At 64.4% G+C, this 16,863-nt stretch carries 19 protein-coding genes and 1 tRNA gene; 13 read left to right on the top strand and 7 right to left on the bottom strand.

The features are described 5' to 3' along the window. The first annotated feature begins 127 nt into the window (after nucleotides 1-127). Both ACODR8_RS02635 and ACODR8_RS02630 read left to right on the top strand, forming a co-directional pair. On the top strand, nucleotides 128-571 hold the full coding sequence (locus ACODR8_RS02635; RefSeq protein ID WP_489005808.1) for a hypothetical protein: 444 nt from the start codon (nucleotides 128-130) through the stop codon (nucleotides 569-571). Between the two features lie 19 nt (nucleotides 572-590). Then, nucleotides 591-1,178 carry a hypothetical protein gene (locus ACODR8_RS02630; protein WP_489005807.1) on the top strand — a complete coding sequence of 196 codons (588 nt, stop codon included), beginning with the start codon at nucleotides 591-593 and terminating at the stop codon, nucleotides 1,176-1,178. A gap of 268 nt (nucleotides 1,179-1,446) precedes the next feature. On the opposite strand, the gene ACODR8_RS02625 is transcribed toward ACODR8_RS02630, so the two are convergent. Both ACODR8_RS02625 and ACODR8_RS02620 read right to left on the bottom strand, forming a co-directional pair. Beyond that, nucleotides 1,447-2,592, bottom strand: a complete 1,146-nt coding sequence (locus tag ACODR8_RS02625; protein WP_489005806.1) for a tyrosine-type recombinase/integrase — start codon at nucleotides 2,590-2,592, stop codon at nucleotides 1,447-1,449. Between the two features lie 145 nt (nucleotides 2,593-2,737). Next, a tRNA-Ser gene (locus tag ACODR8_RS02620) sits at nucleotides 2,738-2,828 on the bottom strand. Nucleotides 2,829-2,921: 93 nt separating this feature from the next. Between ACODR8_RS02620 and ACODR8_RS02615 the strand changes: the two genes are divergently transcribed. The 7 genes from ACODR8_RS02615 (at nucleotide 2,922) to ACODR8_RS02585 (ending at nucleotide 9,365) form a co-directional block, all read left to right on the top strand. Continuing rightward, the gene (locus ACODR8_RS02615) at nucleotides 2,922-3,812 is read left to right on the top strand and encodes a peptidylprolyl isomerase (protein ID WP_489005805.1); all 891 of its coding nucleotides are present in this window, start codon (nucleotides 2,922-2,924) and stop codon (nucleotides 3,810-3,812) included. A gap of 58 nt (nucleotides 3,813-3,870) precedes the next feature. After that, a complete protein-coding gene (gene ald / locus ACODR8_RS02610) occupies nucleotides 3,871-4,986 on the top strand; it encodes an alanine dehydrogenase (RefSeq protein WP_489005804.1) in 1,116 nt (371 codons plus the stop codon). A 230-nt stretch (nucleotides 4,987-5,216) separates the two neighbouring features. Next, nucleotides 5,217-6,047, top strand: coding sequence for a sulfite exporter TauE/SafE family protein (locus tag ACODR8_RS02605; protein ID WP_489005843.1), 831 nt, complete (start codon nucleotides 5,217-5,219; stop codon nucleotides 6,045-6,047). A 184-nt stretch (nucleotides 6,048-6,231) separates the two neighbouring features. Beyond that, on the top strand, nucleotides 6,232-6,957 hold the full coding sequence (locus ACODR8_RS02600; protein ID WP_489005842.1) for a response regulator transcription factor: 726 nt from the start codon (nucleotides 6,232-6,234) through the stop codon (nucleotides 6,955-6,957). Continuing rightward, the gene (locus tag ACODR8_RS02595) at nucleotides 6,950-8,314 is read left to right on the top strand and encodes a sensor histidine kinase (protein ID WP_489005803.1); all 1,365 of its coding nucleotides are present in this window, start codon (nucleotides 6,950-6,952) and stop codon (nucleotides 8,312-8,314) included. Before ACODR8_RS02600 ends, ACODR8_RS02595 begins: the two co-directional genes overlap by 8 nt. After that, entirely contained in the window at nucleotides 8,311-8,877 is a 567-nt protein-coding gene (locus ACODR8_RS02590; RefSeq protein WP_489005802.1) for a hypothetical protein, read from the top strand. The genes ACODR8_RS02595 and ACODR8_RS02590 overlap by 4 nt, the downstream gene beginning before the upstream one ends. Before the next feature lie 119 nt (nucleotides 8,878-8,996). Continuing rightward, on the top strand, nucleotides 8,997-9,365 hold the full coding sequence (locus ACODR8_RS02585) for a hypothetical protein (RefSeq protein ID WP_489005801.1): 369 nt from the start codon (nucleotides 8,997-8,999) through the stop codon (nucleotides 9,363-9,365). 32 nt (nucleotides 9,366-9,397) lie between these two features. On the opposite strand, the gene ACODR8_RS02580 is transcribed toward ACODR8_RS02585, so the two are convergent. Next, on the bottom strand, nucleotides 9,398-10,588 hold the full coding sequence (locus tag ACODR8_RS02580; RefSeq protein ID WP_489005800.1) for a phospholipase D-like domain-containing protein: 1,191 nt from the start codon (nucleotides 10,586-10,588) through the stop codon (nucleotides 9,398-9,400). Between the two features lie 119 nt (nucleotides 10,589-10,707). Between ACODR8_RS02580 and rpoZ the strand changes: the two genes are divergently transcribed. After that, nucleotides 10,708-11,052 carry a DNA-directed RNA polymerase subunit omega gene (gene rpoZ, locus ACODR8_RS02575; RefSeq protein WP_026002539.1) on the top strand — a complete coding sequence of 115 codons (345 nt, stop codon included), beginning with the start codon at nucleotides 10,708-10,710 and terminating at the stop codon, nucleotides 11,050-11,052. A 204-nt stretch (nucleotides 11,053-11,256) separates the two neighbouring features. On the opposite strand, the gene ACODR8_RS02570 is transcribed toward rpoZ, so the two are convergent. Both ACODR8_RS02570 and ung read right to left on the bottom strand, forming a co-directional pair. After that, nucleotides 11,257-11,499 (bottom strand): hypothetical protein, encoded by a 243-nt coding sequence (locus ACODR8_RS02570; RefSeq protein ID WP_489005799.1) that lies wholly within the window; start codon nucleotides 11,497-11,499, stop codon nucleotides 11,257-11,259. Between the two features lie 7 nt (nucleotides 11,500-11,506). Beyond that, nucleotides 11,507-12,193 (bottom strand): uracil-DNA glycosylase, encoded by a 687-nt coding sequence (ung, locus tag ACODR8_RS02565; protein ID WP_489005798.1) that lies wholly within the window; start codon nucleotides 12,191-12,193, stop codon nucleotides 11,507-11,509. Between the two features lie 95 nt (nucleotides 12,194-12,288). On the opposite strand from ung, the gene ACODR8_RS02560 reads away from it, so the two are divergent. Genes ACODR8_RS02560 through ACODR8_RS02550 form a run of 3 tightly spaced genes read left to right on the top strand, consistent with a single transcriptional unit; the run spans nucleotide 12,289 to nucleotide 14,830 of the window. Next, a complete protein-coding gene (locus tag ACODR8_RS02560) occupies nucleotides 12,289-13,290 on the top strand; it encodes a serine hydrolase (RefSeq protein ID WP_489005797.1) in 1,002 nt (333 codons plus the stop codon). A gap of 58 nt (nucleotides 13,291-13,348) precedes the next feature. Then, nucleotides 13,349-13,714: an Mpo1-like protein gene (locus ACODR8_RS02555; RefSeq protein ID WP_489005796.1), complete on the top strand. Its 366-nt coding sequence runs from the start codon at nucleotides 13,349-13,351 to the stop codon at nucleotides 13,712-13,714. Between the two features lie 45 nt (nucleotides 13,715-13,759). Beyond that, nucleotides 13,760-14,830 (top strand): GNAT family N-acetyltransferase, encoded by a 1,071-nt coding sequence (locus ACODR8_RS02550; protein ID WP_489005795.1) that lies wholly within the window; start codon nucleotides 13,760-13,762, stop codon nucleotides 14,828-14,830. Here ACODR8_RS02550 and ACODR8_RS02545 read toward each other — a convergent pair. Together ACODR8_RS02545 and ACODR8_RS02540 are read right to left on the bottom strand one after the other, a co-directional pair. After that, nucleotides 14,808-15,692, bottom strand: a complete 885-nt coding sequence (locus tag ACODR8_RS02545; RefSeq protein WP_489005794.1) for a transcriptional regulator — start codon at nucleotides 15,690-15,692, stop codon at nucleotides 14,808-14,810. The genes ACODR8_RS02550 and ACODR8_RS02545 overlap by 23 nt on opposite strands. Then, nucleotides 15,689-16,831 (bottom strand): GNAT family N-acetyltransferase, encoded by a 1,143-nt coding sequence (locus ACODR8_RS02540; RefSeq protein WP_489005793.1) that lies wholly within the window; start codon nucleotides 16,829-16,831, stop codon nucleotides 15,689-15,691. Before ACODR8_RS02540 ends, ACODR8_RS02545 begins: the two co-directional genes overlap by 4 nt. Between the last annotated feature and the right edge of the window lie 32 nt (nucleotides 16,832-16,863).

Below are 16,863 nucleotides of genomic sequence, written 5' to 3'. Positions count from 1 at the left end.
CCCGCGGGTTCCTGCACTGGAGGCTTTCGTACGCAAGCGCCCGAAACCCTTCACAATTGCGGACGTCTCTAAGGCTGGCGGCCTTGCTCGATAACGGCCATAAGGGCGCAAAGGGGTAAGTGCTGCAATGGATGAAGATTTTGCTTACGGGCTGAGCGAGAAGAACCGCGATTACATCGTAGGCATTGTGTTTGTGGCGCTGCTCGTCTTTGGGCCTGTTCAGCCATATGGGATGGTCATTCGCGTAGCCTATCTGGCTGCTATCCCCACAATCCTTTGGCTGGCGCTACGCTATGTGGGCGGCAAGCTGGATATGGACCCATTTGATAATGATCGCCTCAATCGCGGCATAACGGCAGCGATAGCAGGAATGCTCATAATGGCCGCTTATCAATCAGCTACGGCGACCCATCATGGCGAGTGTACCCAGACGGTGAGAGACGGTCAGGGCGGATATGAATGCGTGGGCGATATCGTGACCGTCATCGGACCAGACTACGGTATGGCTTACATATGGATTGGACTCGCGGCGATGGCATTTTGGAAAGCGACAACGCGCAAATCAAACTGACGTTTGGAGAACAATCCGAATGACCGAGAAGCCGACATTTGGAGACATGACAGAAGCTCTAGGCGGTGTGGTGGTCGTCTGGGGAATGGTCGAAGATGGCGTTCGCTCAATGGTTGAGCATACCGTTCTGGCTGCACAGCCCAACCCGGAAATGAGGGGCATTGTATTGGCTCATACGGACTTCCGATCTCAACTTGCGATGCTCAGGAAGTCGCTTCACACCTTCAAACCGAATGACGATTGGGCGAAGGAATTGGACGCGCTGCTGGCTGAGATTGAGGGCAAGCTTCACGATAGGCGAAACCGCTATATCCATGACCTTTGGCGTGATGATGAAGCGGGCTGCATCGTCCAGATTGAACGCGGTAAGGGCGAATTCAAAGTCGATGGAAAGGGCAGCAAAGCGCGCCTTGTCTGGAAGGAACCCAAGCCAGCTATCATTGATGAGCTATGGGGCTTCTTTGAGCGTATCGGTACGGTCTACGAAACCCTGCTGCGCTTACAGACGCGCTATATGGAATGGGTGGTCGAGGATACGAAACGGCTCCAGCAAGAGAGCGAGCAGCGCAGATATGCCAAGCTGGCGGACTTGTTGGGGAAAGCATGAGTGCCCCGTGGTTTCAAAGCAGTGGCGCGTATAGACCAAGCCATCCACAGCGATCCATCAACCCTACGGCCTTCGTGAACCGCCCCTCCGCTGAGTGGCCCATTCCCAGTGAGAAAGTCTGACAGCGGAAGGGCGGTTATTAGCGCCTACTGCTCCCTGACCCGACAGTCCGCAACCGGCCAGTCGTGCGTCTATAAGATGGGAAATCTGACCGTTCGCGCTGCCTCTCGAATGGGTGTGCACTCGCCTTTCAGGCATGGGTTCTGGGTTATCGCTTCAAGCAATATGCCGCCCACTCGTCCATCAACTTCCGTCTTTTTTCTAGGAGGTTTCCGCGCCGGTATGCGGCTTCTGTTTTGTCCTTGACCCGGTGCGCCAAGGCAGCTTCCGCTATTTCGCCGGGGTGATTGGTTTCTTCGCTGACCCAATCCCGGAAAGTGGAGCGAAAACCATGGGCGGTCACGTCCTCCTTCATCTCGCGGAGCAATTTTGTGAGCGTCATGTCGCTCATCGGTGCGTCACCTCTGGCTCCTGGGAAGACAAACGAGCGCGATCCGATCCGCAGTTCCAGGCATCGCTCAAGAATTGCAAGCGCCGGTGCAGACAGGGGAATGACATGTTCGCGCGATGCTTTCATGCGTGTTGCCGGTATGGTCCACAGCTTCTCTTTCAGGTCGAATTCTTCCCATGTCGCGCCTCGAACTTCGCCGGATCGCACGGCTGTCAGGATGGCAAAGCGCAGTGCAAGACGACTGAAGGATTCTCGCTCCGTCAGTTTGACCATGAACGCGGATACTTTCGTATAGGGCATAGCCGCGAAGTGCCCATCCTGCTTGGGCTGTCGTGGAAGCCCCTTCGTGATCGCGCGCATCGGCGCTTCTGTTTCACGATAGCCCGAAGCGTAAGCCCAATCGAGAACCGTGCCGATACGCTGCCGGACCCGCCGCGCTGTCTCTGGCTTGGCGAGCCAAATGTCCGATAGCAGGTTCCGGATCATCGGGCCGGTGATCTCATGAACCTGTAAGTCGCCGATCTGAGGAAACACATAGGTTTCGAGCGTCTGAAGCCACTGTTTCTCATGCTTCTCGTTGCGCCATGTCTTGCTGTAGGCGGCAATCACCCTGGCGGACGCCTGCCGGAAAGTGGGAATTCCCCGCACTTTGCGCCGTTCAAATATCGGGTCCAGTCCAAGCTCGACCCAAGTGCGGATTTCCCGTGCCCGTTCCCGGGCTGTCGCCAACGAAACCTTGGATACACTGCCCAGACCAAAGTCGCGCCGGTTGCCATTCTTCTGCACCCGACACACCCAGCTCTTGCCGCCGCCGGGCTGAATCACAAGAAACAGGCCGTCGCCATCGCCGAGCCGCCCGGGGCGCGTTGCTGCTTTCACAGCGGTAGCGGAGAGCTTTCCCATGCCGCCAATTCTCCCACATTCTTTCCCACATTTCCAATCGGTCACCGGTGGACGGGCAGGGATGCAAGTGGATACGAATCACGCTGAAAGCCGCAGAAATGCTGGGCTTTTAGTGATTCGGAACGGATGTGTAAGGACAGGGTGGTGGCGGAGCGGCAGGGATTCGAACCCTGGATACGCTTTTGGCGTATACTCACTTTCCAGGCGAGCGCCTTCGACCACTCGGCCACCGCTCCGCATTGCACTGGAAGTCGCGCTCCCTATCGCGGCGAAGGCGGCTAGGCAAGGGGATGCTTTACTTTCCTGTGCGGTGGCGCTCTGATCGGCGCATGATCCGTTTTTTCGCGCCCGCGCTGCTCGCTTTTGTCCCCGCTTCTGCCGCCATCGCCGCTGATCCGCCTGCAACGCCCGCCGCCGTCGTGGCCGCAGCGCCGGCCAGCGCCTGGCGCGCGATCGCGGCGGAGGATCTGCTGGTCATGACGATCGAGGGGGGCAAGCGGGTGGTGATTCAGGTCGCGCCCGGCTTTGCGCCGCGCCATGTCGCCAATATCCGCGCGCTGGCCAGGGCGCATTGGTGGGACGGGACCAGCATCAACCGGGTGCAGGATAATTATGTCGTGCAATGGGGCGATGTGACGGAAAAGAAGCCGCTGCCGCCTGGGCTGTCGCCGACCAGTTCTGTTGATTATGTCCGATCGATCGCCAATGTGCGGCTGGCGATCACACCCTCGCCCTCGGCGGACGCCTATGCGCCCCAGACCGGCTATGTCGATGGCTGGCCGATGGCGATGGACGGCGATGGCGCATGGCTGCCGCATTGCTATGGCTTTGTGGGCGTAGGCCGCAATGTTTCGCCGGATGCCGGGACGGGTGCGGAGCTATATGCGGTGATCGGGCATGCGCCGCGCCAGCTCGATCGCAATATTGCGGTGGTCGGCCGGGTGGTCGAGGGGATGGCGCATCTGTCCAGCCTGCCGCGCGGGTCGGGCGAGCTGGGTTTCTACACGGCGGACGAGAAAAAAGTGCCGATCCTGTCGGTGCGGCTGGCGAGCGACTTGCCCGACGCCGAAAGGCCGCGTTTTCAGGCGATGGACGTCGCCTCGGCCAGCTTCGCCACCTATTTGCACCTGCGCGCCAACCGGAAGGATGATTTTTACGATCGTCCCGCTGGCGGGGTCGATCTGTGCAATGCGCCGGTGCCGGTGCGGGCCGCGCCTTAACGGAACATTCGTCGCGTCATTCGCGCTATAGCCGCAACAGGATAGCGGGAGAGAGCGGATGATCGTCGGCACCGTCAAGGAAATCAAGAATCATGAATATCGCGTCGGCCTGACCCCCGAAAGCGTCCATGAACTGACCGCGCATGGCCATGACGTGCTGGTGGAGACGGGCGCAGGCGAGGGGATTGGGGCGCATGACGCGCTGTATGAGAAAGCGGGCGCGCGGATCGTCGAGACCGCGGCGGCGGTGTTCGCCAGCGCCGACATGATCGTCAAGGTCAAGGAGCCGCAGGTCGATGAGCGCGCCATGCTGCGGTCGGGGCAGATCCTCTACACCTATCTGCATCTGGCCCCCGATCCCGACCAGACCCGCGACCTGATCGCCAGCCGGGCCATCTGCATCGCCTATGAAACGGTGACGGACGATCATGGCGGCCTGCCGTTGCTCAAACCCATGAGTCAGGTCGCGGGCCGCATGGCGATACAGGCGGGGGCGACCGCGCTGGAAAAGGCGCATGGCGGGCGTGGCGTGCTGCTGGGCGGAGTGCCGGGCGTGCTGCCTGCCAAGGTCGCGGTGATCGGCGGCGGGGTGGTGGGCTTCAACGCGGCGCAGATGGCGGCGGGTCTGGGCGCGGACGTCACCATCCTCGATCGCAGCCCCGAAGTGCTGGAGCGGCTGGGCATGTATTTCGAGGCGCGGGCCAAGACGCGCTTTTCCAACCGCGCGAACCTCGCCGAATGTGTCGCGGACGCCGATCTGGTGATCGGCGCGGTGCTGATCCCCGGCGCGGCGGCACCCAAGCTGGTCAGTGCGGCCATGCTGAAAACGATGAAAAAAGGCGCGGTGCTGGTCGATGTCGCGATCGATCAGGGCGGCTGTTTCGAGACCAGCCATGCCACCACCCATGCCGATCCCACCTATATCGTCGATGGGATCGTCCATTATTGCGTCGCCAATATGCCGGGCGCGGTGGCGCGCACCAGCACCTATGCGCTCAATAATGTGACGCTGCCCCATGCGCTGCGGATCGCCGATCTGGGGTGGAAGGATGCGTTGCGGGCCGACCGGCATTTGCTGGCGGGGCTGAATGTGTGGGACGGGAAAGTCACCTATCGCGCAGTCGCAGAGGCACTGGGGCTGGCCTATGTGGAGGCGGCAGAGGCGGTGGCGTGAGAAGGGGCGCAAAGCCCGCCCGCCAACTTTTGCCTGTCTCTGTTGCGGGTTAGCCGCGCCTGTTCGTCTAGCCAGACAAGGGACCGCTGATCCGTGTCCCTTGTCCGGTTTCGCCGAAGAGAGGCATGGTTTCCCGTGATGATCGATTCCCCGTCATTCGCCCCCTTGACCTGCAAGGGCGTTCGCAACAGCTTGACCATGGGTCAGGCACGGGAACAGGGAGCGCGGTGATGCACGGCGATGTCATGATCTGGCTGGTGCCGCTGGTTTCGATGCTGGCCGCCGGGCTGGTGGCCGGTTTTGCCGCCGGGATTTTCGGCATTGGCGGCGGTTTCGTCGTCGTGCCTGCTTTGCTGGTGGTGCTGCCGCTGCTGGGCGGCACGCATGAGGCGATTGCCCATGTCGCGATCGGCACGTCGGCTGCGACCATCATCGTCACCTCGATCCGGTCGCTGCTGGCCCATGCCCGGCGCGGGGCGGTGGAATTTGAAGTGCTGCGCGCCTGGGCGCCGTGGATCGTGCTGGGTTGCGGCGCTGGCGTGCTGCTCGCGGGCCATGTCAACGGCAATACGCTCAAGATGATCTTCGCCACGGGCGTCGGCCTGATGTCGCTCAACTTCCTGTTGCCCAGCGTCAGCGGCAAGGTGGTCAGCGACACCATGCCGTCGGGCATATTGCGCATGGGGATTGCGGGCGGGCTTGGCACCTTCTCCTCGCTGCTCGGCATTGGCGGCGGCGTCATCGCGATCATGGTGATGACCCTGTGCGGCCGGACCATCCACCGCGCTATCGCCACCGCTTCGGGCATCGGCACGCTGATCGCCATTCCGACCACCATCGGCTTTGCCCTCATCGGCCTGAAGGAAGGCGGGCTGCCCTGGGGATCGCTGGGCTATGTCAATATTCCAGCGACCCTGGCGATCGCGTCCATGTCGATGCTGACCGCGCCGCTGGGCGTGGCCGCCGCGCACAGCCTGCCAGCTTCACCGCTCAAGAAGATTTTTGGCATCTATCTGGTCGTGATCTCGGTCATCATGTTCCGGGGCGCGCTGCACGGCTGATCGCCGAATGCCGCATCGGCCTTCACCCCCACCCGGCCATCCTACGACAGTAGCCTATGGGTGGCCGGGTGGGGGTGAGGGCTGGTGCGGCCCGAATGTGCGAAGGTACATTCCCAAACACGCCCACCCCTAACAGATATTGTCACTGGCAGGCTTTCCCTCCATTCGTGTAGCGGGGGACATGATGGGGCAGACTGACCAGATTTCCGTGCTGCTGGTGGAGGATGACGCCGCCGCGCGCGCCAATATCGCCGCGATCCTGAGCAATGCGGGCATGACCGTGGAACAGGCCGAGGATGGCGCGACCGGGCTGACGCGCGCGGGCAGCGGCGGGCATGACGTGCTGATCCTGGACCGGATGTTGCCGCATTATTCGGGCATCGATATCGTCACCCGGCTGCGCGGCGCGGGCGTGGGTGCGCCTGTGCTGATGCTGTCGGCGCTGGGGCGCAGCGAACATCGGGTCGAGGGGCTGGAAAGCGGGGTCGACGATTATCTGGCCAAGCCGTTCGAGCCGGACGAACTGGTCGCCCGCGTCCGCGCGCTGTGGCGACGCGCCAGCCGCCGCAATCATGATTCGGTGCTGCTGTTTGGCGATCTGGAATGTCATGCCAAGGCGCGCACCGCCTATCGCCAGGGTCGGCATCTGGCGCTGTCGCCCAAGGAATTTGAGCTGTTCCGCTATCTGATGGACCATGCGGGCGAGGTGGTGACGCGCGAAATGCTGCTGCGCCATGTGTGGAAGCTGAATTTCGATCCGCAGACCAATGTCGTCGACGTCAATGTCGGACGCTTGCGTCGCAAGCTGGAGGAGGGGTTTGACGGCCCGGTGCTGGAAACCGTGTGGGGCACCGGATACCGGCTGATCGCGGCGGGGGCCGGACCTGCCAGCGGATCGGCCGTTGGGTAGGATTAATCTGTTCCACTCGGTATTCGGCCGGGTGACTTTGTCGGCGCTGCTGGTCAGCCTGTTGTCCACGCTGGCGCTGTTTCTGGTGGTCGAAAAGATCGTCGCCGATGATGGCCGGGCGATGCTGGCGCGGGAGGTCGATACCGATCTGGCTGGCCTTGCGGATATTTATGTGAGCGGCGGCGACACGGAGTTGCGCGCGCGCATCGCCGATCGGCTGGCGGTCGAGCGGGAGGATGGCGAGCAGGGCTGGTATCTGCTGGCCGACGCGCAGGGCCGCCGCATCGCAGGCAATCTGGAACGCTGGCCGAAATTATCCTCGCGCGTGTCCGAAGCGCGCTTCGTTACCCTGCCCGACGGGCGACGCATGTTCGCGCGCGCGACCCGGCTCGGCCCGGCGGCGCAATTGCTGGTCGGGCGCAGCAATTTGCGGGGGGAGGCGTTGCTCGCCCGGCTGGCGGCGGCCTTTGCCGTGGCGGGCGCGCTGATCGCGCTGCTCAGCCTGACTGCGGGCCATTTTGCCGCGCGCCGCCTGCGCGCACGGGTGGAGGCGGTCAACGCGACCTTCGCCGCCGTCCGCGCCGGATGGATTGCAGCGCGGGTGCCGGGCGCGGGGACCAGTGACGAACTGGCCGAACTGGCGGGCAATACCAATGCGATGCTGGATCAGGTCGAACGGCTGATCGAGGCGCAGCGCGCCGTGTCGGATCAGACCGCGCATGAAATCCGCACCCCGCTGATGCACCTCGACACCCGCATATTGAAGGCGATGGAAGGGACGCAGGACTTGGGCCTGCTGCGCACGCTGGACCAGTCGCGCGGCGAAATTCGCGGGGTCGTGCGGCTGCTCGACTCGCTGCTCGACATAGCGGGTACGCAGGCGCTGCGCGGTGACCTGCGCGGACTGGCGGAGGTCGATCTGAGCGATATCGCCGAGACGCTGGCGGATCTCTATGGCGCAAGCGCGGAGGAACTGGGCATCGGCTTTCATGCCCGGATCGCGCCGGGGGTGATGCTCCGCGCGGACCCGATGCAGATGATGCGGCTGATGTCCAACCTGCTCGACAATGCCTTCAAATATGTGCCGAGCGGCGGATCGGTGGCGCTGGAGCTGTCGCCCGGCCCGCGCATCGTGGTGCAGGATGACGGCCCCGGCATCCCGGCGGCGGACCGCGCGCGCATTTTCGAACGCTATGTCCGGCTCGATGTCGGATCAGGTGGCGGGCATGGGCTGGGACTGGCGCTTGCCAGAGCGATTGCGCAACGGCATGAACTGTCGTTGCACGTGGAGGACGCAGCGCCCGGTGCGCGCTTCGTCGTTCAGTTCGAGGATTTGGCAGCTGGAGGATCAGAATGATTAGGCTGTTGCTGCCCGCATTGCTGCTTGCCACGACGCCCGCCGCGCCCGCAGCCGACATGCTGCCCGCCGATCCGGTGTTGCGCACGCTGATGGAGGGGGACGCGGCGCTGGCCGGGGGCAATGCCGCGCAGCTGATGGACACAGCGCAGGTTTTGAAGGCGCTGGGGGCGACCCCTGCGGAGGGGCAGGATGATCTCGCCGCGCTGTGGACGCAGGAGGCGCAGACGCGCGGCGTGACCCGATCGACGCTCGCCTTTCGCGGGCGGGCGCTGGGTCCGGCCTACAGGCGCGGGTCGCTGGTGGCGGGCGGCAGCTTCACCATGCGGCAATTATTCCTGGCCGGACAGCGCGCGCAAATTTCCATCGCACCGGCGGGCGGGGCCGGCGGCGCTGGCCTGTCGATCCGGGTGCAGGGGTCCGACGGCGCGACCCTGTGCGCCAAGGCGGTGGGCGGGCCACAGGCGGACTGCGCCTGGTTGCCGGTCTTTACCGAGCGCTATGATATCGTGATCGAAAATGGCGGTTCATCGCCTGCGGGATTTTACCTGATCGTGCGTTGAGCGGCTCCGTTCGTCGTTGCATGGGCGCATTTCATCCATTCTGTCGTTTCGTTCAGCGAAAAAGGGCGGGGTCGGGGCGTTGTCTCCTTCGTGTTTCACGAGGAATGAGGAGAAACCCCATGAAGCGTTCGTCTTTTCTGGCCACTGCCGCCCTGCTCACCCTGACGTCCACCGCCGCGCTCGCCCAGGGCGAAGGGCCGGTCAGCTATGAGGAGCAACTGGCGCAGGTTGAAAACCAGCTGACCTATCAGGCGCCGATTGCCGGGATCGAGAATGATTATTGGTTCAACTATCAGACCGACCTTGCCGAAGCGCGCAAGGAACTGACCAAGGATCTGCGCGGCGCGTCCGATGCGGAGGATAATCGCGACGCCTGGGAGGAATATCGTGCTGAACTGGCCGACGCGCGCGGCGACTATGCCAAGGAAATGGCCGAGAAGGGCTATCCGGTCGGGCAGGTCCGCGTGCTGAGCGATACCGGCCGTTGATGATGCGGGGGAGGGGCTGACCCTTCCCCCCGTCAATCGGCGTCGGGATCGCGGAAATTGAGCCGCCGCGTAACAGTATAGTCCAGCACGCCGACCAGCAGATAGCTGATCCATTGCTTGGCCAGCGTCAGCAGCGTGCGGCTGGCGCGATGGCTCTCCAGCGTCACGACACGGCTGTCCCGCGCCATCCGGTCGATCAGGCCGCGCACGGACGTGGCAAACCCGGCATCGTCGATCCGCAGCATGACCTCTAAATTGACGAACAAGCTGCGCATGTCGAAATTGGCCGATCCGATGAACACGGCATCGTCGATGACGATCAGCTTCATGTGCAGCTTGCGGGGCTGATATTCGGCAATCTCCACCCCGCGCTTGAGCAGCGGTCCGTAGAGCAGCCGCGCTGCCGCGATCGTCGCGCCATTGTCCGACTTTGCGGGCAATATGATCCGCGCACCCTTGCGCCTTGTCGCGCGGGCGATCCGCTTGAGCATCCCGCGTCCGGGCGAAAAATAGGCCGCGACCATATCGACCCGCTGCGCCTGTTCCAGATCATGCTTGACCACCTGCGCCCAGGGGCTGAGTCGCCGGGTCGGTCCGCCGATCAGCCAGCGGAACGGATCGGCGGGATCATGGTGGAGCGAGGGGTGCCAGTGGCGCACCATGTAGCGCAGTGTGCGGAAACGCTGCTTGCGCGTCGCGACCCAGCGCCAGAGTTGGCCATACCAGCGGCTCATCGCCTCGACCTGCGGCCCCTCGATCCACAGGCCAAGGTCGGCCCAACTGTCGTGCGGCGGGATGCCGAAATAGCCATCCTCGACATTGAAGCCGCCGATCAGCATCCGCGCGTCATCGGCGATCGCCATCTTCTGATGGTTGCGGATCAGGTAGCGGGTCGACCGGCGCGTGCCGAAACGGCCGAAATGCCCGCCTGCCTCGATCAATGGCGCAAAGAAAGCGTCGGGGGTCCGCGATGATCCAAAGCCGTCGACCATCAGCGTGACGGCCACGCCGCGCGCCCGCGCCGCGACCAGCGCGTCGCGCACTTTCAAGCCGCTGCCGTCATCGGCAAAGATATAATAATAGAGTTTGAGCGAGGTGCGCGCGCCGGTGATCAGCGCCACCAGCGCGTCGAACAGGGCCGCGCCATCATCGATCAGGCGCAGATGATTGCCGTCCAGCGTGACGGCGATGTCGGGCGCTTGGACTTTCACGGGGGTCGCCATCGCGCCCTCATGCCGCCTTTTGGCCGGGTGCGCCACGGCTTTATGGCCTTTTCATTGACTTGAGACAGGGGCGCTGCTAACCGGCCCACTAATCATTCCATTTGTTGCAGGAGGCCCGTTTGGCCCGCGTTACCGTCGAAGATTGCGTCGACAAGGTTACCAACCGTTTTGACCTCGTCCTGCTCGCCGCCCAGCGCGCGCGGGAGATTTCGGGCGGCGCAGAGCTGACCGTGGACCGCGACCGGGACAAGAACCCCGTCGTCGCCCTGCGCGAAATCGCCGAGGAAACGGTGCTGCCCGCCGAACTGCATGATTCGGTCGTCGCCTCGCTCCAGAAGGTGCAGATTGACGATGACGATACGCCGGACGAAATCGGATCGATCGCGCAGTCGGCCGAAGCCCTGCGCCTGACCGCGGCGGCCCCGCCGCGCAACCAGAATATCGGCGGCGATTACGACGGCTGATCCACCGGATTTGGTTTGGAGAGGGAAGAGGCCCGGCCTGCGCAAGCAGGACCGGGCCTCACTTTTGTTATTCCCTCTCCCTCCAGGGAGAGGGTTGCGCAGACTTGGCAGCTTGCTGCCTAGTCGGAGCTGGGTGAGGGTGTGCTGGCCTCGCGAAGATATGCCACTCCAGCGTTGATCCCCCTCATCCAACTTCGCCTAACCTCACTGCGTTCGGTAAGGCTTCGTATCCTTCTCCCCGCCGGGGAGAAGGGGCGCTCTCACCCTGCAGGCCGCGGGACGCGGGACGCGCTTGCCCTTGGTTCGGCTGGTGAGGTGGAACTGCCCGCAACGGTCGCAGCGATAGGGGCGCAATATGATCGTCGCTTGCTCCGCCGCGGCCTGCGCGTCCGCTTCCGATCCATAGCGCCGCTTGGCGGTGCAGATGCGCAGGCGGGTACTTTTCACGATTCGGTCACAGCGGCGGCAAGGCCCAGTCGATCGCCCCGCGGCCATGCGCTTCCAGAAAGGCGTTGGCCTGCGAAAAGGGCCGCGATCCGTGGAAGCCATTATGCGCCGATAGCGGTGAAGGGTGGGCGGATTTCAGCACCAGATGACGGCTCTGGTCGACGAACGCCGCCTTGCGCTGGGCATAGGCGCCCCAGAGCAGGAATACGGTGGGTTTTTCCTGCTGCGCCACCAGCCGCACGACGGCATCGGTGAACAGCTCCCAGCCCTTGCCCTGATGGGAGGCCGCGCGCGCCATTTCGACCGTCAGCACGCTGTTGAGCAACAGCACGCCTTGCCTGGCCCAATGTTCCAGAAAGCCGTGGGAGGCGCGCGGGATGCCCAGGTCCGCCTCCATCTCCTTGTAGATATTGACCAAGGATGGCGGGGTGCGCACGCCGGGCTGGACCGAAAAGCACAGGCCATGCGCCTGCCCCTCGCCATGATAGGGGTCCTGCCCCAAGATCACGACCTTGACCTGGTCGAGCGGGGTCAGGTCGAGCGCGCGGAAATAGTCGCGGCCCTTGGGGAAGATGCGTTTGCCCGCCGCCTTCTCCGCCGCCAGAAAGGCTTTGAGCCCCTGCATATGCGGGGTGGCGAACTGGTCGGCCAGCGGGGTCAGCCAGCTTTCGTGCAACTTGATGGCGCTACTCATGGCGGGGTGATGGCCCGCGCGACAAAGGCCTGTCAACGCGCGAATCGCGGTAAACTCTCTTGCGCTTGGCCTGCGCATTGGCGACATGGGGGCATATGGTTTCGCTTCGTCCCATCGCCATGTTGGCCGCGCTTGGCCTGTTTCTGGCGCCCCTGCCCGATGCCGACGCCTTTGGCCCGGCCAAGACAGCAGTGCAGCAGACCGCCGAGACGCGGCTGATCGCCCAGTTCCAGCGCTTCGCCAGCCTGACCGACGGCACGGTCGGCATCGTCGTGCGCGACCTTGGCACCGGGGAAACGCTCTCGCTCAACGGGGATACGCTCTTCCCGATGGCCAGCGCCTATAAGGTCGCGGTGGCGGGGCGCATTTTTGCGATGGTCGATGCTGGTGCGCTGACGCTGGAGGACCGGCTGGCCAGTCCGGCCGGGCCAGTATCGGTCGCGATGCTGCTCGACCTGATGCTGACCCGCAGCGACAATGACGCGACCGACCTGCTGGTCGCGCGCGCAGGCGGCCCGGCGGCGGTGCATCACTGGGTCGCGGGGCTGGGGATCAGGGGCTTGCGGGTCGACAGCAACACCGCCGACCTTCTGTATCGCGCCATGGGGCTGGCCCCCCGGCCCGGCAATTTCAACCGCAATGTCGCCGCTGCCATGGCCGCCGACCCGACGCTGCGCGAACGCGATGCGCGCGACATCCCCAACATCGCCTTTGCCCAGGACCCGCGCGATACCGCCACGCCGACCGCGATGACCGATCTGGTCGCCGCGATCCGCACGGGCAGGGCGCTGTCGGGGCGCAGCACGGTGGCGTTGCTGTCGATCATGGAACGCTGCCGTACTGGCAAGGCGCGACTGCCGGGCATGTTGCCGCCCGGCACGCTGGTCGCGCACAAGACCGGGTCGCTCAACGGCACCGGCAATGATACGGGCGTCATCACCCTGCCCGACGGGCGGTTGTTCGCCATCACCGTATTCGTGATGCAGGATCATAAGGGGCAGGCGACGCGCGACCGCATCATGGCGGAAGCGGCGCGGGCGACCTATGACTATTTCCTGTTCGCGCCCGATAGAGGCCCCAATCGCAGCACAGTCTGACGCATCGCGCTTAACATCGATCAGCCCTTGGGATAATGTGTCGGCAGAGAGGATTACCGTGCCCGCCATCACCCAATTTCGCGATTTCTGGCCCTATTATCTGCAGGAACATGCGCGTCCCGGTACGCGCGCGCTGCACTATGCGGGAACAAGCATGGTCGTGGCGCTGCTGACGGCGGCACCGGTCGCCGGGCGCTGGTGGATGGCGCTGGCCCTGCCGATCGTGGGCTATGGCTTTGCCTGGATCGGCCATGGCCTGATCGAGCGGAACCGGCCCGCGACCTTCCGCTATCCGCTCTGGTCGCTGCGCGCCGATTTCGTCATGTGGCACCGCTATCTGACCGGGCATATCCGCCGCGACCTGGCCCGCGCCGGGGTGCGCGCCGATGGCACGGTCGATCCTGACCGGCGCGTATTCGCCTAGCAGAGCCGCTTGACCGCACGGGGCGCTCTGCCACAAGAGGGCGCCATGGCTCTAACCGCGCAATTCCTGCCCCTGCCTGACCGGGCGGCGCTTTCTGCTCGCTGGCAGGCGCTCGAAGCGCAGGCAGATGCGGCCTTTTTCCTCAGCTGGAACTGGGTTGGCGCGTGGCTCGACAGCTATGATGTGCGGCCCGAACTGCTGGCGTTGACTGATGAAGCGGGCGGAGACGTCGCGCTGGCGCTGGTCGGCCATGCGATGATGCCGCGCCTGCTGGGGCGGGTCGCGACATTGAGCCTCAACCAGTCGGGCGACGCGCACGCCGACCGGCCCTATGTCGAATATAATGGCCTGCTGACCATGCGTGGGCAGGAGGCGGAGGCTGCGACCGCCGCCATCGCTGCATTGGCCCGCCGCCGCGACTGGCGGGCGCTGCGGCTGAGCGGGATTGCGCCCGATTCGGCGCTGCTGGCCCTGCCCGCCGGGACGAAGCGCCGGGTCGATGCCTCGCCCGTCTATCAGGTCGATCTCGACGCAGTGCGCGGTGCAAGCGGTGATTATCTCTCGCTCCTGAGCGCCAATACGCGCAGCCAGATCCGCCGCGCGATCAAGGACCATGGCGGCGGCCTGCCCCATGTCGCACGGGCGGGCGCGAATGAAGTCGCGCCCTGGCTGGCGGAGATGGCAGCGCTCAACAGCGGGCGTCATGCCGACAATGCCTGGGACGATCCCGCCTTTCGCGGCTTTGTCGCGACCATCGTGGAGCAGGGGCGGGCCAGCGGTGCGGTCGACCTGCTACGCTTTACCGATGCGGGCGGGGTCGTGGGCCTGCTGGTCAATTTCGTGCATTGCGGTCAGGCGCTCAACTATCAATCCGCCTTTGCCGAACCGCGCACGGGCAAGGACAAGCCGGGCCTGCTCTGCCATGCCGCCGCCGTCGATCATTATGCCGCGCGCGGCCTGACGCTCTATTCGCTGCTGGCGGGAAAGGACCGCTACAAGCAGAGCCTGTCCACGCGCGAGGAAAGTCTGGAATGGTGGGTGATCGAACGTTTTACACCGCGGCTGGCGGCCGAGGCGCTGCTGCGCCGGGTGTTTAAGCGCCCAGCTTCCGCATGATGCGGTAGACCAGCCGACGGATGCCCTGTTTTTCGGGCTGGGCGCTGACGGTGCCTACCGGCAGGCTGCGGCGTCGCAACAGCGCGTTGAAACTGTGCAATTCGCCCTCCGCCACGCTGCGTTCGGACCGCCATGTCACCGACAGGCTGACCGAGACGGCGGGGCCATTCTCGACGAAATGAGGCGCCTTGACCGGCACATGCACCGCGTCGCCCGGCTGCATCGGGAAGGGGGTACCAAGCGCCTTGAACCCGTCCTGCCAGATCAGGTTGCGATGGCCGCCGCCGTGAAATTCCTCGCTCTTTTGCGCCGGGACCAGCGCTTCGTCGCGCGCGGGGAAGATGGTCATGACCTTGGACCCCATGATCTGGAGCAGGATATTATGCTCCGGGTCCATGTGGAACGGGGTGACGCTGCCCGGCGAGGTCAGGAAGATGAAGGCTTCGCGGTGGAGCATCGGCCCGGTCTTGTCCGCGACGATCGGCGCGAGTTCGGCCAGCGCCGCGTCGAGCAACGCGGCATAGGCCGGATCACGCTCGACATTTTTGAGGACCGCCCAGCTGCCATTGGTCTCGATCGTGCGAATGGTTTCGCCCAGCGTCAGCCCGTTGGAGGGCGTATCCTCAGGCCGCACGCCCAGAGGCAGTTTGCCCAGATTATATTCGACGCTGGACGCAGGCATACGCTCGGCGAGCACAGCGAGCGCATCAAGGCTGAGCAGCATGTGGCCGACCAGATTATGGCTCAGCGCGACCGGCTGGTCGGGATAGGCGGCGGCGAAGGTCGCGCGCGCGCTATTGGGGAAGGTCGTGGCGGGGAAGGTCGCAGCATCGGTTGCGGCGATCGGGCGATGGGCGGTCATCGCTGTCCTTTCAAAAGGCTGGCCAAAGATTCAAGGCCGTTGACGAGGGCGAAGGCGGCGGCGCGCTGGACTCGCGCCAGGCCGGTGCCGCGCAGGGCGATGCGATATTGCACGATCGTGCGCCGTTCCGCCCACAGGCTGTCGATCATCGGATGGTCGGGCGCGGCGCAGCTGTCCATCCAGCCGATCGCGGGATCATCCTGCACCGCGTGCAGATTGGCGATCTCGATCAGCACGCCGGGAGAAAAGCGACCGAGCGTCTCGTCAAAAGCGATCTTGAAGGAGAAAGCCCCCGCGCCATGGCGGAAATTGGCCAGCATCGCGATCGCCCGGCCATCGAGGTCGATGCGCAGCATATGCAGCCGCCCCGCGTCGAAGGCGGCGGCGCAGGCCGCGCGGAAAAAGGCGGCGTCGGCGGGCTTGCAGGCCAGCGCCGTGCCTTCCTGCCCTTTCCAGCCCGACGCTTCCAATGCCAGGAAATCGGCGCACCATTGCGGCAGGTCGGCGCGCTCGGCCAGCAGCCTTGTCTCGATCGTGCCAAGTTCGGCCAGCCGCTTTTGCAGGCGGCGGATTTCCTTGCGCTTCTTGGATCGCACATTGGCGTCCCAATAGGCGTCAGCGGTCAGGTCCGACCGCAGCATCGCCCGGTCGTAGCGGTGAATTTCGCGCCGTCCGCGCCTTTGTTCGACGCACAGTGCCTCCAGCGCGGCGGCATTGGCCCCGGCGGCGTCCAGCCCCTCCATATGCAGGAAGCCGCGCGCCCAGGGGGCATCGTCCAGCTGGCCAAGGAAGCTGCGCCATGCCGCCACTTCCTGCCCGGCGCGGATCATCGGCGCGCCAAAAAAACAATGATCATGCATCCAGTTGGCAACGCAGCCGATCGGCAGGCGGCCATGGCGCGGCTGCACCACCACCGGCAACAGGCCGATCAGATGGTCGCCCGCCCGCGCCTCGATCAGCCGGACAGAACCGTCATTTGCGAGATGGTCGATCGCCGCGCCCAGCATGTCGGGCGCATAAAAGGCATTGGCTTCCGCCGCCTCCTTCGCTAGCGCCGCCCAGCGCGCGCGCGGCTTCGTTCCCGGTGACAGGCCCGGCGGCAGGGGAACGGGGGGCGCTGGATGCGATGCCATGTCCATGGCTTTCCGCCTTAAATGGCAAAGATTAGGGA

The organism is Sphingobium sp. FG58, assembly GCF_057809055.1.
Note: the sequence above shows the minus strand (reverse complement) of the source record. Positions and strands in the feature narration are given on the sequence as shown.